This window comes from Longimicrobium sp. (genome assembly GCF_036399935.1).
Classification (GTDB): domain Bacteria; phylum Gemmatimonadota; class Gemmatimonadetes; order Longimicrobiales; family Longimicrobiaceae; genus Longimicrobium.
This window is the reverse complement of the sequence record NZ_DASWMD010000069.1, coordinates 77,857-91,321: the sequence shown is the minus strand read 5'-3', so window position 1 is coordinate 91,321 and position 13,465 is coordinate 77,857. Positions and strand designations below refer to the sequence as shown.

Below are 13,465 nucleotides of genomic sequence, written 5' to 3'. Positions count from 1 at the left end.
GGACTTTGGGGTAAGTCGTTGTGAATGCTGGAGATTACGTAGAGCTGCATTGTCACAGCGCCTTCTCGCTGTGTGACGGATCGTCCACGCCGGAACAGTTGGCGGCGCGGGCGGCCGAGCTGGGCTACACGCATCTGTCTCTGACGGATCACGACGATCTGGGGGGCGCCGTCCGCTTCTCGAAAGCGTGCAGGGACACGGGAATCACCCCCCTGCTGGGTGCGGAAGCGACTCTGGATGACGGCTCGCACCTCACCCTGGTTGTGGAAAACCCGGACGGCTGGAAGAGCCTCTGCGCGCTCCTGTCAAGTGCCCGGATGGAGAGCCCGCGCGGTACCCCGTCGCTGCGCTGGGAAACGCTCGCCGCGCGCTCCACGGGGCTGATCGCCCTGTCCGGCTGTCCCCGCGGCCGCATCCCCCAGTTGCTGGGCGAAGAGCGCTACGCCGAGGCGCGCGCCAGGGCGGGGGAGATGAAGGAGGTGTTCGGCGACCGCTTCTTCCTGGAGCTGTGGGACCACCGCACGCACCAGGAGGCGTCGCTGTGCGCGGACCTGCGCGACCTGGCGCGCGAGGTGGGGGTGCCTTGGGTGGTCACCCACGACGTGCACTACGCCGACCCGGGCGCGCGCGCCGTGCACGACCTGCTCACCTGCATCCGCCGCGAAACCACGCTCGACGAGGCGCACCGCCGAGGCTGGCTGCGCCCCTCGGCCGAGTGGTGCCTGCAGCCGCCATCCGAGATGGCGCGCCGCTGGCGCCACGCGCCGGAAGGCATCCGCCGCACCCGCGAGATCGCGGAGCGCTGCGGGGGCTTTCAGCTGCTGGACCTGCCCGCCCCGCGTCCCTCCTTTCCCCTGCCGCCCGGCTGGGACTCGGCCGACGCCCTGCTGGAGCACCTGGTGCGCCAGGGGCTGCGCGAGCGGCTGCCGGACGCCTCGGCGCGACACTGGAACCAGGTGGAGCACGAGCTTGCCATCATCCGCCAGGTGGGGATGGCCGACCACTTCCTGGTGGTGTGGGACATCTGCCGCTTCGCGCGCGAGTCGGGCATCCTGTGCCAGGGGCGCGGCTCGGCGGCCAACTCGCTGGCGTGCTACGCCCTGCGGGTGACGGCGGTGGATCCCGTGGCCAACCAGCTGCTCTTCGAGCGCTTCCTTTCCGTGGAGCGTCCCGAGGCGCCGGACATCGACGTGGACTTCGCCGCGCTGGACGACCGCGAGCGCGTGCTGCAGTACGTCTACACGAAGTACAGCCGTACCCACGCGGCCATGGTGTGCACCCACGTGGAGTACCGCGGCCGCTCGGCCGTACGCGACGCCATGCGCGTGCTGGCCTTTCCCGTGGCGCAGGCGGACTTCCTGGCCAAGCGGCTGGATGGATATTCGTCGGCGAAGACGGCGGCGGAGTGGCTGGAGATGGGCGAGGGGAAGGCGCTGCGGTCCATCGGGCTGGACCCGGCGGAGCCGAAGGCCAAGGCGCTGGTGAAGCTGGTGGCGGGGCTGAACGGGCTGCCGCGGCACCGGGGGATCCACAGCGGCGGGTTCGTGCTGTCCGGCGCGCGGCTGGGCGAGTCGGTGCCCATCGAGCCGGCGTCCATGCCGGGGCGCACGGTGATCCAGTGGGACAAGGACGACTGCGCCGACCGCGCCGTCCCCAAGTTCGACCTGCTGGGGCTGGGGATGCTGAAGCTGCTGGGCGAGTGCATTCGCCTGGTGCGCGAGTGGCGCGGGGTGGAGGTGGACATCGGCCGCCTGCCCATGGACGACCCCGCCGTGTTCGCGCAGATCGGCGCGGCCGACACCATCGGCCTCTTCCAGATCGAGAGCCGCGCGCAGGCCAACTTCCTTCCCCGGCTGAAGCCGACGTGCTTCTACGACGTGGTGATCTCCGTGGGCGCCATCCGCCCCGGGCCCATGCTGGGCGGGCAGGTGAAGGAGATGCTGGCGCGCCGCCGCGGCGAGGTGCCCACGGAGTATCCCCATCCGGACCTGGAAGAGGTGCTGGGGCGCACGCACGGCCTGGCGCTCTTCCAGGAGCAGCTGATGCGGTGCGCCATCGTGGTCAGCGGCTGCTCGCCGGGCGAGGCCGACCGCCTGCGCCGCGCCATGAGCCGCAAGCGCACGCGCGACGAGATGCACCGGGCCACGGAAGGCATCCGCGAGGGGATGCGCGCGCGGGGCGTGGACGACCACGCGGCGGACCGGGTGCTGGGATGGCTGGAGGCGTGCGCCAGCTACACGTTTCCCGAAAGCCACGCCATCTCGTTCGCGCTGCTGGCGTACGCCAGCGCGTGGCTGCGGCTGTACTACCCGGCCGAGTACCTGTGCGCCATCCTGAACGCGCAGCCGATGGGCTTCTACCCCGTGTCGACGCTGATCCACGACGCGCGGCAGCACGGGGTGCAGGTGCTGCCGATCGACCTGGCGGTGAGCGGGTGGGACTGCAAGTTGGAGAGTGCGTTAGTGCGTGAGTGCGTGAGTGCGGAAGTGAACGGCACCACCGGAAACGCACAGACGCCGGCCCAAGCATCGGATCCTTCCCGCACTAACGCACTAACGCACTCACGCACTTCCCCCCCCGCCGTTCGCGTCGGGCTGAGATACGTGCGCGGCCTCGGCACCGTGACGGCGCGCCGCCTCCGTGGCGCGGCGCCGTTCACCTCCGTTGCCGACGTGGTGGAGCGGTTTCCCTCGGAGCACGGGCTGCGGGCGCTGGCGGCGGCGGGGGCGTTCCGGTCGTGGATCGACGGCGGGCCGCGCCAGGCGCTGTGGACGGTGCTGGGCGAGCTACGGGCACTCCAGAGCGGGGGCCCGCTGGCGCCCGCGCCGGAGTCCTCGGCGCGCCTGCCCCAGATGCCGCCCGCCGAACGGACGCTGATGGCGCACCACGTGACCGGCTTCGACGTGGACGGGCACCCCATGCGCCACCTGCGCGAGCGGCTGGGCGGCCTGGGCGTGGTGGCGCTGGGCGACCTGCGCGGGGAGGGTCGGCGCCACGGCGAGCGCGTCACCGCCGCGGGGGTGGTGATCGTGCGCCAGCGGCCGGGAACGGCCAAGGGCTTCGTGTTCGTGGGGCTGGAGGACGAGACGGGGCGACTGGACGTGATCATCCCGCCCCAGCTCTACGAAAAGGAGCGCGAGATCATCAACGGCAACGGCATCCTGGCCGTGCGGGGAAAACTGGGGAAGGAGGACGGCGTGACGAACCTGAAGGCCGAGACGTTCTTCCCCCTCACCCTCGACGACGCCCGCGAGATCGTGCGCTCACACGACTATCACTGACGTTGGTTGCCGTGATGCACCCACTGCGCATATGCGCGCTCCGTCCGCAGGCTGAAGTGCTTCAGGCGGGCGGTCTGCCGCACTTGGTTCAGGAGCTTCGGTTCGGGCACTCGGCTCACGCAGGAAAGGATGATGACTACGTGGGAGTCGCACGTTGCTTCTCGATAATGCGCGGAACAAGAGCGCTATCGTGCCACCATGCGTACATAGCCGCGGCAGGCCGCAGGGTATTCGATCGTGTGGGCGCGATTTACTGGCGCTTGACGTTCCGATGCCCGAGTATTATCTGGAATGGAGCGGGTTCGGCCAACCACTCCGCGCTGTGGTGTTGGCCGGAATTCGTCCACTGAACAACCAATTAGGCGCCTCCCGCTGAAACCGTTGCGCGGACCTCAGCGAGCGGACAGATTGTACAATTGTACACCAGCCTGAGGAGCGCGCGTGGATTGTGTCATTGATACTTCTGCGATTATCGCTATAATCGCGAATGAACCTGTGGATATTGTTTCTGCTACGGCTGAGCTTCACCAACACGGGGGACTGTGATGACCACTAAAAGACTTCTGCTTGTTATGGCGGCCTGTACCTTGGCGAGAGCGTCAGCTCAGCAAGCGCCGCCCGCGCCCGCTGCTGCTGTTGCGGTCGCCGTTGATCCTGACCTGAAACTTGAGGGAGCCTCGCCTGAGCAAGCTGATCTCATTCAGCGCGCCAAGGCCGAGCTCGACAGGGTGTTGGATAGCGACGATTTCAGGAAAGCGATCGAAAGGGCGACGTTCGAGGGCCGCAGGCTCCGCCTGGCGAACGGCGACATCCAAGAACCCGATAATGCGGAGATCCTGAAGATCATTCTGGAGGGTCGGGAGAGACAGACCCAGGCGGACAACAAGATGACGTTGGACGTGAGGCTCCGCGAACTCCGGAGGGGCACTGTCGGTTCGACCCGGCTCGGAAGCGTTGGGAAGATCACTACGTCCTACTGGTTCGTAAATCGGTGCGTGGAAGGAAACGATCCGTACAGCATGGCCGGACATCTAGCACACGAGTGGATGCACAAAGCCGGTTTCACCCATTATCCCGACAATTCGGCTCGGGGCGACGTGCCCTATGAAGTAGGCCAGATTGTAAGGAAGCTCGCCAGGGACGAGCAGACTGCGAAGAACAAGGCCCTGGGCCTGTCTGCGGAGTACGACAGACTTCCGGGATATCTGCTGGACGAAGCAGAGGATGAGGTGATCGACTAGTGACAGCATGGCCCACCCTACGGGTGAACCAGCCGCATTCTCAATACATCCTGAAGGACGTGTAGCACTGCCGGCTTCATATCCGATGGCTCTGGCGTTAATGACAAGCGCGGCGAACTCGACGCGCGAGCGGAACATCGCTCCAAGGAGATGGGCGATCCAGAATGCTCCGCCGTGTTCTCGACCCGCAATCGACGATACCACCGGGGGGGGCCAGCCGTTAACCGGCGCCGTACGAGGACCTTCGTTCATGATTCCACCTCTCAGTCATACCATGGGGGCGTCCAGTGGACGGCACCGAGTCAGACAGTTTCCTAGACTACGGTTGGTGGGGCGTCGATCCTTCGGGTGAGTACCTGCTTGCCTGCAAAGTAACAGTCCCCCGCAGGTAGCTTTATGCTGCACCAGTCGGTTGTAGGCGGAAAGCACGTACTGTCTGCGATCCCTGCGGATACGACATGGAGACCAAGTATTGGTCACACAGGAACTCGGCAGAGGCCGAGCACCTGCGCGGCGCGTGGACGGTGCTCGTAACTGCGGTGTCGATACCGTAGCCAATTGCGTAGTGCTCGTCCGGTGCCACCTGCGCTGCCCAGACCCGACTGCGGCCGGGCCTAACATAGGTTGCAGGCGATGCAGGGCCAAGCATACTTTCGGATTACTGATCACCCAGAGGCCCTGCACGCCTGAACCATCTCCATTAGGCCGCTGGGCAAGCATCGCGGCAGCCGCAGGCAATCTCTCCCGCGGCTGCCGTGTGTTTCATCCTGGTCAGGCTCAGGTGGCGAGGCGCCGCACCACCTCTCTGGCGCCCTTGCGGTACACCGTCAGGCACACCAACTCGTCGTCCGGGCCGCGCACCTCCCACCAGCGGCTCTTCGTCTGCTTCACGATGGTGTAGCCGGGCTCTGCGGCGGCGGCGGGCGCTGGCTCCTTCGGCTTCCGTGGCATCGTAGGCTCCATCCTCTTGACCCGGGCCGTCCAGCAGGGCAGCTTTGGTGAGCGGGCGGCCCTCGGGTCTGTTCGCGTGTGAGAGGTTGGCCCGAATCTTCTTCGCGGGGGGAGCGGCCAACCTCTTTCATTTGCCCTGTGCTCACAGTATAGTGTGCATCTGGTGCGTTGTCAACACAATTATGTGAACATAACGTTCCGCGGAGGGGCAGTTGCAGAGCGAAGACATCCTCGGGCTTGTCCAGCGCGTGCTCCGCGATGGGCCGTTTTCCATGCGGCAACTCGCCGATGATGCCGGCCTGAAGTACGACGTGCTCCGCGGCTGGGCAATCGGCCGAAGGACCCCGACTGCGGAGAATCTCTCTCGCATGGCTTCTGGTTTCGAGCAGCGCGCTCAGCAGCTACAGCGGATCGCGGACGCGCTGCGCGAAGCAGCGAACGAGCGGTTGTGAAGCATCTTGGCAAGGAGATAGCTAGAGCGATGGGTGGAGCCTGACAATTGGCTGCAGGGGTTTGGCCCCGTAGACTATCTATTGAGGCTCACACGTGTTTGGACCGCCAGTTCGACCTGGAAACCATCATGTCAAGAGATCGTAAACTGCAGGTGTTCGTGTCATCGACTTACCTTGATCTGATCCCTGAGCGTCAGGCAGCCGTGACCGCCATCCTAGAAGCGGGACACATTCCCGCAGGCATGGAACTATTTGCTGCCGGCAGCGACGAACAACTCAAGGTAATCAGACGTTGGATTGATGCATCAGACATCTTCTTGCTCGTTCTTGGTGGGCGCTACGGCAGCCTCGAACCTGGAAGCGGGTTGAGCTATACTGAACTGGAATATCGTTATGCCATCGAGACAGGGAAGCCTTTTTTCGCAATTCTCTTATCCGATGCTTTTCTGGATCGTAAGGTGCGCGAAGGGGCGGCGATCCATGAGGTAATGGAACGCGATGCTCCAGAAAAATTGAAAGCTTTTCGGTGTCTCGTAATGTCTCGTTTGTGCAGGTTCGTCGAGGATGAGAAAGATATCCGGCTCTGGGTTGCGCGTAGCATACATGATCTTGAGAAACGCCACGAGTTTGTAGGTTGGATCTCCGGCCGTTCGTTCCATGCTTCTCCAGCGACTGATCCTTGGCCGCTATACACCGGTCGGAACCTCGACAAGGTTCTAAGCGGCAAATGGACCGGAACTGCGCAGGAGATTGATGCAGCAGGCAGGGCGCCACCTATTCGGTATGATGTGTCGTGGGACTTCTATGTGAACGGTGGGGAGGTCGGTGCAACGTCTTCAGCTCGAGGCCCCACGGGAGTCGATACCTACGCCCTTCGAGGACGATTCCTTCACGACCGGTTCGTGCGCCTCGAATACTTTAATGAGAATATGGGGGAGGTGAATTTTGGGACTGAAGTTCTGCAGGTATCGGACACCGGTCGCCATTTTGTCGGACGCTTTGTCGGATACTCATCGACGCGCTCTACCATTATCTCGGGCACTATTGAAGGAACAAAGGAATAGCTTCCTCGCTCTTGGAAACCTCATGCTCGTAGCCAACAAGCTGCCTAACAATCGGCTGCAGCGGATGCGGGGCCTTGCATGCTTTCGGCCGGAAGAAAGTCTTGCGCGACGGCCCCGCACCCCTGACCCTTGTGTCGTTAGGTGGCCACGGGCTCGGTCTCTATGACGGTGCAGACGTTCTACGGGTGCGCGGTGTGGCTGCCAATCGCTATCCCGGCCCTCGTGGCGACCGCGGTCCATGCTGCCGGCTGGAGTCCGAGCCTCTCGCCCGTCGTGAAGCTCGTTCAACTCCTGCTGATGTCCTTGATGTACGGCGGTCTGCCTTACGCCGCGCTGGCAGCGTGGGCGACCTGGTGGATTGGCCGGCGCCTCGAACCGGCGATCCGCCACGGCGCGCTGCAGGCACCGCTCTGGATGGTGGCCGCCTGGCTCCCCTTCACCGCGGTCATCGGAGGGCTCGCTGGCCGTGCCGAGCTTTTTCTGGGGCTGGCGGGCCTCGGCATTCTTGTAATCCTGCCGCTCGGCTATGCCTATGTCACACTGGTGTTCCTGCTCCGCCGCTGGTTGGGCCGGGCGGGAGCGCTCTCGTCTTCCCGGGCGGCCACCTGACGTTGCGTTGCAGCCTGACGCAGCACTTATGGCCGACATGTTCTCGCCTGGAGAGCGGCTCTCGCGCTGCCGACCTGCATCTTGGCTGGACGGCGTCCGCTGCGCAGCTGAACTTGGGCGTTAGGCCGCTGGGCAAGCATCGCGGCAGCCGCAGGTGATCCGTCCCGCGGCTGCCGGATCCCTCAGGCAAGCGGTGCCACCCCCCGCGCCCGAGCCCACTCGCTCGCGTCGCCCCGGCGCCGTTCTCAATGCGGCAACTTGCTGAGGAAGCGGGAATAAGCTACGACGCAATTCGCTCTTGGGCGGCAGATCGTCGGACGCCGCGACCCGAAAACCTCATACAATTGGCTGCCGCGCTTGAACGGCGGGGTTCTCGTTTGCATGAGATCGCAGACGAGGTGCGCCGGACTACGCCTTCCAACTGAGTTGCGGCGGCTTAACGCTCAACGCGGCCTAACAATCGGCTGTAAGGGTGCGGGGCCTCGTATGCTTTTGGGCGGACGAAAGGCTTGCGCGCCGGCCCCGCACCCCTGACCCTTGTGTCGTTAGGCCACTGGGCAATCATCATCTCGAGCAGCACGTGAGCTAGGAGGCCCTGAGCTGAGTGGCAGCGTCAATTGTCGCTCGCTCAATATTCATTCGGGGGTAACCGATCATGCCGATGTGTGGGCAAGGGCACCTTCTATCCCCGACCGTTCACCGGCGCTCTTGCGCACTGTGTCGCAAGTGTAGCGGTAGCGGCGATATGACCTGCCTGAGTTGCTGTGGCCACAGGTCGCGCTGAACTTCAACCGAGTGCACTCATATGGCAGAGAACAGTCAATTGACTCGGTGTGGGTGGTGTAAGGGCATCGGACTCTCGCCTTGCCCAGGATGTTATGGGTCGGGTACACAGGCGTTTACGCATGGAGTGCGGACGCTCATTATCCCGTGCAATCGCTGCCACGGCCAGGGACACTCACTTGATAAGAAGTGTATATGGTGCGAGGGCTACGGCTGGGTTTGAGTTGTGTCGGGCGGTGCCTTGGTCTCCTAGAAGCGGGGGGCGCTGCTTACCTCACTCAGCGCGAAAGGCCTTGAGGCAACGGAGGTGGGCTGTGCCCATAGCTCGGTGCGGGCCCTCGCCGCGATGTAACAATCGGCTGCAGGGGATGCGGGGCCGGCCATGTTTTCGGCCAAAGGAAAGTCTTGCGCGCCAGCCCCGCAACCTGACCCTTATGTCGCAGCTCACCTGATCGCCAAGGGATATGCGTATAGTCTCAACTCTCGCAGCGGTTTGCTTTGCCGCTGGTTGCGCGTCAGCTCCGGGTTCATCGCCCGCGGCATCACCGACCTCAGGCTCGGGCCAGCCGTCTGGGACAGCCTCCGTTGTCGCCTGGGTAGATTCTGCAGCACTGCACTCCGATCTCGCCCGACTGAGTGGCCCGCAGGCGGGAGCCATCGTATTCTCTGTGCGGTACAGTTCGGCAGGAGAGGTTGAGCGGGTCGGTCCCATTTTCCAGGGTTACCCGGACGGCTACGTTCGTCCGCTGGAGTCGGCCCTGCGCGCTCACCTCCGACACCGGAGCGATCTCCAGGAGCCCAGCGATGCTGTCCTGGTGCAGGGCGGTGCCTCTCCGCTGATCCGATTCGTTCGACTGGGCCACGCTCAGGCAGTGCCTGCGCTTCGGAATGGTGGCGAAGTCAACGCCGCAATTGCCCGAGCCACGCAGACCAACGGAAGCACGCGGGGCCAAACCGTGGTGATCGGCGGCGTGGTCGCCGTGGACGGTGCTCTGGCATCCCCGACGGTTGCTCGGTCGAGCGGCAGCACGGAGGTAGATCGAGAGGCGTTACGCATCGCGCGGCTGATGCGTTTCTCTCCCGCTCGCATCGACGGAGTGGCTATCCAGGCGCCGACTTCCATCCCAGTGACCTTCCAGTAGCAGGTCCCTGGCGTTGCACTGTTGCGCCACCGAACAACGCGTTGCAGCGGACACCGAGCCCAGTATGGGCAGCGAGCCGAAACTGCGCCTCCGATCTGGACAGCCACCCATGCGCCACCTGCGGGGACGGCCAAGGGCTTCGTGTTCGTGCGGCTGGAAGACGAGATGGGGCGCCTGGACGTAATCAGTCAGCCCCAGGTCTGCGAAAAGGAGCGAGAGATCATCAACGGCAACGGCATCCTGGCCGTGCGCGGAAAGCTGGGAAAGGAGGACGGCGTGACGAACCTGAAGGCCGAGACGTTCTTCCCCCTCACTCTCGACGACGCGCGCGAGATCGTCCGCTCACACGACTATCACTGACGCAAACGCGGGGTCCGCGAGCGTCGAGCGTGGGCGTGGCCCGGTGTGTTATTGTCAGTTGACGCCGGCACCTAATCGGCAGCAGGGGATGCGGGTCGGGTCCAAGCTTTCGCCGACGGCTGGCTTGTGCACCGGTCCCGCATCCCTGACCTTTGTGTCGTCAGGCACACCTGCTCAGTTGTCACGAGTTGCCTCTGGCGCACGTTGTCCTCCCGTGGTGGACCCCCGACTGCACCTGCGCTCGCGAGAGACTCCGATGCGTTCTGCACCATCCCTGCTCACGATCCCCCTGGCTGCGCTCGCCGCCGCGATTCTCAGCGCCTGCTCCTTCGGACCGAGTGATCCATCCGAGCGTCGGGTGGGCTCCTTCGAGGGCCGCTGGGACGGCCTCCCCTGGCGCGGACGTTCCTATGCCGTGCTGCAACGGGATACCCTGTTCGTGGTGGGGCACCGTCCAGATCCGAAGGCCTACTACGATGAGTACGTTCGAGCCCGCGTTCCTTTCTCCGGCACAGGCACTTACCGCATCGAAGGACGCGCGGGGCAACTCGCGAAGATCGTCGGAGGCGATGCCGGGTACTTCCCCGATGCTACGGGTACGCTCACGATCCGCAGCTACGACGCTCAGGCCCGCACCGTCGCCGGTGAGATCAGCCTCAGTGCGGAATCGGTAACACCGGCCTGGCATGCGGAGGGAGAGTTTCATGCGCGCGTCTACTCCAGCTTCGCAGAGGTCCCGTCCGCGCGGCCACGCTCGCCCTGATCCAGGTCCGGGTGCCTGACGACTGCGCTGCAGGTGACACGCAACTCCTTTGATGAGGCGCAGAGCTGCCATCCCTGCCGTCATCGTTTTCGCAGCCGGCGCGGCCTACCTCCTCAGGAACGGGATTGCGCACCCGGACGCGGAGCGCACGGATCAGTGCACTGGCAACTCCATCGCCGCCGTGGCCGTACACCCGATCATCGACGCACGGACCCGGGAGGGGATCTTCGATGAGATCGCCAGCAGGGGGACCCTGATCGTGCAGGACGGCGCGTACGCGGACACCACCCCGCTCCTCATCGGCGCCGCACCGCGCCGGTCCCGCACCCTGACCCTTGTGTCGTTCGGCGGCTCCCCTCCTTCGCGGCCTTGGTGGGCTGGCAGCCGCATGCTGGGGCCGAAGCCTCCTCATTCGGTCCCCGATCGTGCCGGGTTCGTCATCCCATGAGGCGAAGTCCGCACGCACAACCGCGATCGGAAAGTGCTTATGAAACGCGCAAGAGCGTTGCTGGCCGGATGGTTGGTGGCTGCGTCGTTCGCCGCATGCGACAAGACGCCGCCGCCTGTCTCTCTTCCGGTTACGCCTCCCGCGGAGATTCCGATCAGCGGTGCCGCCGTGCCGGGAATGGAGTCGTATGATCAGACCATCACCGAGTTCATGCGGAAGTTCGCCATTCCGGGTGGCGCGGTCGCCGTCATGCGCGACGGCAAGCTGATCTATGCGCGAGGCTTTGGATACGCGGATGTCGAGGCCAAGGCGCCGGTGCAGCCCAACGCGCTGCTCCGGATCGCCAGCGTGTCGAAGCCGATCACCGCCGCCGCCATCATGACGCTGATGGAAGAAGGCAAGCTCCATCTCGATGATCGCGTGGCACCACTCATCGCGCACCTCACCCCTGCGCCGGGAGCGACGGTCGATCCGCGGTGGGAGCAGATTACCATCCGGCACCTGCTCAACCACGCCGGGGGCTGGGATCGTACCAAGCCGAACGGCGGCTTCGATCCCATCGATCGGCCGGCGATCGCCGCGGCCGCGGTCAACGCGCCCGCGCCGGCGTCCGGTGAAACACTCATCCGGTACATGAAGGGAATGCCGCTCGACTTCAATCCGGGTGAACGGTTCGCCTACTCGAACTTTGGATACATCATCCTCGGCCGCGTGATCGAGCGCGTGAGCGGCATGCGGTACGAGGAGTACGTGCGCGCACGCGTGCTGCAGCCCGTGGGCGCCACTCGCACGCGGCAGGGCAGGTCGCGCATGAGCGACGCGCACCCGGAGGAGGTGAAGTACTATTCGCCGTTGGACCCTGGGCTGGGCATGACCGCGCCACTGGTGCCATCCGTGTTCCCGGGCGAAGGCACGGTGCCCATCAACTACGGGGGCTTTCACCTCGAAGTGTCTGATGCAAGCGGCGCCTGGGTCTCATCGACCGTCGATCTCCTGCGCTTCCTGGCCGGCGTCGATGGCCGTGCCACTCGTCCGGACATCCTCAGCGCCGGACTCGTCGCGGAGATGACCAGTACCGGTCCCACCGTTTGTGCCAGTGGCGCGTGCTTCTACGGATTGGGATGGTTCGTCCGCCCGACCCACGGCGACGCGAACTGGTGGCACGGGGGATCGCTCCCCGGCACGACGGCCATGCGCGTGCGCTCGTATGACAACGTCTCGATGGTCGGGCTGTTCAACGCTCGCTCCCTGACGCCCAACTCCGAGCCCGCGCTGGAGGCCGCGCTATGGAGTGCGCTCGCCGGCGTCACATCGATCCCGACGCACGACCTGTTTTCGACCTTCCAATAAGATGAAGTCGCAAGAGGCGTCCGAGGCCTGACCAGGTTTCCTTTGACGAGCGCACACACCCTCGATCACGGCGGTTGCCGGCTCGCCTTCGAAGTGGTGGGCGAGGGTCCGCCCGTACTCTTCATCCAGGGCGTCGGCGTGCACGGCGGCGGCTGGTCGCCCCAGGTCGAGGCGCTCTCGTCCGGGTTCCACTGCCTCTCCTTCGACAACCGCGGCATGGGAGCCAGCCAGCCTCTCACACTGCCGATGCCACCCGGCTTTCGCGGCGAATGCTGTGGCTGGGGCTTCGCTCCTCGGTGGGCACGCGGCGGATGCGGCGGCGTGCGTTCCTGGAGATCGTCATGCCACCCGGGGCGGTCGTGGCGAGCGAGGCGGAGGGGCTGGCGGCGCGCCTGGAACCGCTCTTCGGGCACGATCTGGCGGATCAGCCGCCCGTGGCGATGCGGCAGCTGCGGGCACTGCGCGCATACGATGCGAGTACGCGGCTGGGCCGGCTGGCAGGCGTGCCGACGCTGGTCGTCAGTGCCACGCACGATCCGATCGCACTGCCGCGGTTTGGACGGGCGCTGGCGGATGGGGTGCCGGGCGCCCGCTTCGTCGAGGTGAGGGACGCCTCGCACGGAGTGACGATCCAGCATGCGGAGCAGATCAACGCCCTGCTGAGGGAGCACCTCACGCGAGCGGAGGCGCTGCGTCACTCCTGAGCCGGGAGGCTTGCGAACCACGCCCGATAGGAGGTGTTCCTCGCCAGGTGCCGGTTGTAGTCGGGGGCTCCGTCCGTCCACCAGACCGCCCCTCGCTCGCCCAGGGCGACTTTCGCCCGGTTCACCGCGGCGCGAGCCAGGCGCACACCGTCCTCGTCTTCCGCGCGCTTCGCCCGTCCCACCGCGGCACGCGCCTGCATCAGCTCCCGCGTGAGCTTCCCGCGCTCGTCCTGGCTCAACCCCGGGTTGGTACAGCGCCAGAGACGGCCCCGCACCACGAAGTATCGACCATCGGGGGTGACCGGGTAGCGCATCTG

13 protein-coding genes are annotated in these 13,465 nt (G+C 65.2%); 11 read left to right on the top strand and 2 right to left on the bottom strand.

Annotation, left to right across the window (positions count from 1 at the left end; translation table 11 throughout):
- Window positions 1-20 precede the first annotated feature (20 nt).
- Window positions 21-3,281, top strand: coding sequence for an error-prone DNA polymerase (locus VGB24_RS20795; RefSeq protein ID WP_331074841.1), 3,261 nt, complete (start codon window positions 21-23; stop codon window positions 3,279-3,281).
- A gap of 545 nt (window positions 3,282-3,826) precedes the next feature.
- A complete protein-coding gene (locus VGB24_RS20790; RefSeq protein ID WP_331074840.1) occupies window positions 3,827-4,522 on the top strand; it encodes a hypothetical protein in 696 nt (231 codons plus the stop codon).
- A 777-nt stretch (window positions 4,523-5,299) separates the two neighbouring features.
- On the opposite strand, the gene VGB24_RS20785 is transcribed toward VGB24_RS20790, so the two are convergent.
- The gene (locus VGB24_RS20785) at window positions 5,300-5,473 is read right to left on the bottom strand and encodes a hypothetical protein (protein WP_331074839.1); all 174 of its coding nucleotides are present in this window, start codon (window positions 5,471-5,473) and stop codon (window positions 5,300-5,302) included.
- Between the two features lie 212 nt (window positions 5,474-5,685).
- On the opposite strand from VGB24_RS20785, the gene VGB24_RS20780 reads away from it, so the two are divergent.
- From VGB24_RS20780 to VGB24_RS20750, 9 genes are all read left to right on the top strand, one after another.
- Window positions 5,686-5,925: a hypothetical protein gene (locus VGB24_RS20780; RefSeq protein ID WP_331074838.1), complete on the top strand. Its 240-nt coding sequence runs from the start codon at window positions 5,686-5,688 to the stop codon at window positions 5,923-5,925.
- A 128-nt stretch (window positions 5,926-6,053) separates the two neighbouring features.
- Entirely contained in the window at window positions 6,054-6,989 is a 936-nt protein-coding gene (locus tag VGB24_RS20775) for a DUF4062 domain-containing protein (RefSeq protein ID WP_331074837.1), read from the top strand.
- 168 nt (window positions 6,990-7,157) lie between these two features.
- Window positions 7,158-7,598, top strand: a complete 441-nt coding sequence (locus VGB24_RS20770; protein WP_331074836.1) for a hypothetical protein — start codon at window positions 7,158-7,160, stop codon at window positions 7,596-7,598.
- A gap of 248 nt (window positions 7,599-7,846) precedes the next feature.
- Window positions 7,847-8,023, top strand: a complete 177-nt coding sequence (locus VGB24_RS25510) for a helix-turn-helix domain-containing protein (protein WP_414676738.1) — start codon at window positions 7,847-7,849, stop codon at window positions 8,021-8,023.
- 822 nt (window positions 8,024-8,845) lie between these two features.
- The gene (locus tag VGB24_RS25505; RefSeq protein ID WP_414676737.1) at window positions 8,846-9,523 is read left to right on the top strand and encodes an energy transducer TonB; all 678 of its coding nucleotides are present in this window, start codon (window positions 8,846-8,848) and stop codon (window positions 9,521-9,523) included.
- Window positions 9,524-9,664: 141 nt separating this feature from the next.
- Window positions 9,665-9,883 (top strand): hypothetical protein, encoded by a 219-nt coding sequence (locus VGB24_RS20765; RefSeq protein ID WP_331074835.1) that lies wholly within the window; start codon window positions 9,665-9,667, stop codon window positions 9,881-9,883.
- 256 nt (window positions 9,884-10,139) lie between these two features.
- Window positions 10,140-10,646, top strand: a complete 507-nt coding sequence (locus tag VGB24_RS20760) for a hypothetical protein (RefSeq protein WP_331074834.1) — start codon at window positions 10,140-10,142, stop codon at window positions 10,644-10,646.
- A gap of 487 nt (window positions 10,647-11,133) precedes the next feature.
- Window positions 11,134-12,444 (top strand): serine hydrolase domain-containing protein, encoded by a 1,311-nt coding sequence (locus tag VGB24_RS20755; protein ID WP_331074833.1) that lies wholly within the window; start codon window positions 11,134-11,136, stop codon window positions 12,442-12,444.
- Between the two features lie 269 nt (window positions 12,445-12,713).
- Window positions 12,714-13,148, top strand: a complete 435-nt coding sequence (locus VGB24_RS20750) for an alpha/beta hydrolase (RefSeq protein WP_331074832.1) — start codon at window positions 12,714-12,716, stop codon at window positions 13,146-13,148.
- On the opposite strand, the gene VGB24_RS20745 is transcribed toward VGB24_RS20750, so the two are convergent.
- Window positions 13,139-13,462, bottom strand: a complete 324-nt coding sequence (locus tag VGB24_RS20745) for a hypothetical protein (protein WP_349263944.1) — start codon at window positions 13,460-13,462, stop codon at window positions 13,139-13,141. The two genes, VGB24_RS20750 and VGB24_RS20745, sit on opposite strands and share 10 nt — an antisense overlap.
- Between the last annotated feature and the right edge of the window lie 3 nt (window positions 13,463-13,465).

Bases quoted from the DNA above. Each gene is read 5' to 3' on its own strand.
- VGB24_RS20790 (WP_331074840.1), top strand. From the start codon at position 3,827: ATGACCACTAAAAGACTTCTGCTTGTTATGGCGGCCTGTACCTTGGCG.
- VGB24_RS20785 (WP_331074839.1), bottom strand. From the start codon at position 5,473: ATGCCACGGAAGCCGAAGGAGCCAGCGCCCGCCGCCGCCGCAGAGCCC.
- VGB24_RS20775 (WP_331074837.1), top strand. From the start codon at position 6,054: ATGTCAAGAGATCGTAAACTGCAGGTGTTCGTGTCATCGACTTACCTT.
- VGB24_RS25510 (WP_414676738.1), top strand. From the start codon at position 7,847: ATGCGGCAACTTGCTGAGGAAGCGGGAATAAGCTACGACGCAATTCGC.
- VGB24_RS25505 (WP_414676737.1), top strand. From the start codon at position 8,846: ATGCGTATAGTCTCAACTCTCGCAGCGGTTTGCTTTGCCGCTGGTTGC.
- VGB24_RS20760 (WP_331074834.1), top strand. From the start codon at position 10,140: ATGCGTTCTGCACCATCCCTGCTCACGATCCCCCTGGCTGCGCTCGCC.
- VGB24_RS20755 (WP_331074833.1), top strand. From the start codon at position 11,134: ATGAAACGCGCAAGAGCGTTGCTGGCCGGATGGTTGGTGGCTGCGTCG.
- VGB24_RS20750 (WP_331074832.1), top strand. From the start codon at position 12,714: ATGCTGTGGCTGGGGCTTCGCTCCTCGGTGGGCACGCGGCGGATGCGG.
- VGB24_RS20745 (WP_349263944.1), bottom strand. From the start codon at position 13,462: ATGCGCTACCCGGTCACCCCCGATGGTCGATACTTCGTGGTGCGGGGC.